Source organism: Corallococcus sp. CA053C (genome assembly GCF_003611675.1).
Classification (GTDB): Bacteria; Myxococcota; Myxococcia; order Myxococcales; family Myxococcaceae; genus Corallococcus.
Genome location: NZ_RAWA01000756.1, coordinates 1 through 1,663, shown reverse-complemented (window position 1 = coordinate 1,663; position 1,663 = coordinate 1). Strand labels below are relative to the sequence as shown.

2 protein-coding genes are annotated in these 1,663 nt (G+C 67.8%); both read right to left on the bottom strand.

Annotation, left to right across the window (positions count from 1 at the left end):
* Positions 1–566: MFS transporter (locus D7V97_RS42870; protein ID WP_120616253.1), on the bottom strand; the 566-nt coding region annotated here is incomplete at its 3' end.
* A gap of 142 nt (positions 567–708) precedes the next feature.
* Positions 709–1,509, bottom strand: a complete 801-nt coding sequence (locus D7V97_RS42865) for a VOC family protein (protein ID WP_120616252.1) — start codon at positions 1,507–1,509, stop codon at positions 709–711.
* Positions 1,510–1,663 lie beyond the last annotated feature (154 nt).

Below are 1,663 nucleotides of genomic sequence, written 5' to 3'. Positions count from 1 at the left end.
GACTCGGGCAGTACCCACAGGCCGTAGACGAAGCTGAGCAGCGCGAGCGCCGCGGCGGCGATGAAGGGCAGGCGCAGGTCCACACTGCCGAGCAGTCCTCCGAGCGCCGGGCCCGCCACGAAGCCGAGCCCGAAGGCCGCCCCCACCACCCCGAAGTTGCGCGCGCGCGTCTGCGGGGTGCTGATGTCCGCGATGTACGCGTTGGCCGCGGTGATGTTGGCGCTCGTCGCCCCCGAGAGCGCACGCGCCGCGTAGAGCCAGCCGAGCGACGGGGCGTAGAGCACGGCCACCATGCTCGCCGCCGTGCCCAGCGCGGACAGCAGCAGCACGGGCCTGCGGCCGTACGCGTCGCTGAGGCCGCCGAGCAACGGGGCGAACAGGAACTGCATCGTCGCGTAGAGGCTGATGAGCACGCCGTACGCCTGCGCCGTCCCGCCCGTGCCGTGCACGAGCCGCCCCACCATCTCCGGCATGACGGGGATGATGAGGCCCAGGCCCAGCAGGTCGATGAGCAGGGTGAGGAAGATGAACAGCAGCCCGGGCGGGCGCTTCGTGGAGACGGACATGGCGGACTCCGGAGAGGTACGGCGCGCGGATTAATACCCGGGTGAAATCAGTCCGTCAATATCACCCGGGTAAAATTCAGATGCTTCGCGCCCGCGCACCCTCCCCTCCTCGCGCTCCTGGTCAGGAGGGCGGCTCTCTATTTCATGGGCCCTTGCGTCCCACGACTCCAAACGCGGCGCCCGCGGGGTCCGTCGCGACGACAATCCAGTCGCCGCCGGGCACCTCTTGCGGGCCTTGCAGCACGGTGCCGCCGTTGGCAGCGATGGCGCGCTGCGCCTCGGCGACCGAGGAGACGCCGAAGTAGAACAGCCAGGTGCCGGTGGGGCCGGGGGTTGCGGCGGGCTTCTGCATGATGGCGCCGAGCCGAACGCCGTCGTGGTCGATGAAGCAGTAGTCGCCCATCGGGCCCATGGGCATCACGTCGTTGAACTGGAAATGGAAGTGCTTCGCGTAGAACGTCTTGGCGCGCGCGAGGTCGGGGCTGGCCAGTTCGTTCCAGCGAATGCGCTGCGACTCCTTCACGTCGAATACGTCGCTCTTCGCCTCGGGCTTGCCGGGCGGTGGAATCGGCGCCATCACGTAGAAGGGCGTGCCCATCGGGTCGGCGACCATCGCGATCTTGCCGACGGGTAGCTCCATGCGCGGCATCAGCACCTTGGCGCCATCGGCCACCATGGCCTGGATGGACGCATCGACATCGGCCACGTGCAGATAGCCGAGCCAGCAAGGCTGTGCGCCATGCTGCAGCATGTCCTGCGAAAGGCGCAGCACGCCGCCGGCGGAGCCGCCATCGCCGCGCATGATCATGCGGTAGTCCTGTCCGTTCGGCATGGGGGCGGGCTGATCAGGGATCTTCCATCCCACGACAGCGCCATAGAATCTGGCGGCGGCGTTCGGGTCGTGGGTCATCAGCTCGTACCAGATGAAGCTTCCTGTGCTCATCGTGTCATCCCCTTTGTGACCAGCCGTTGGAGGTCGTGCTTGAGCTGCACTGATGCGGCGCGGCAAGCCCGGCCGCCGCGCCGCCGCCCATGGACGCAACTCCTATTCTCAATGGGCGAGAATCGAGAAAACCATGCGAGCCCATCCCCACCAC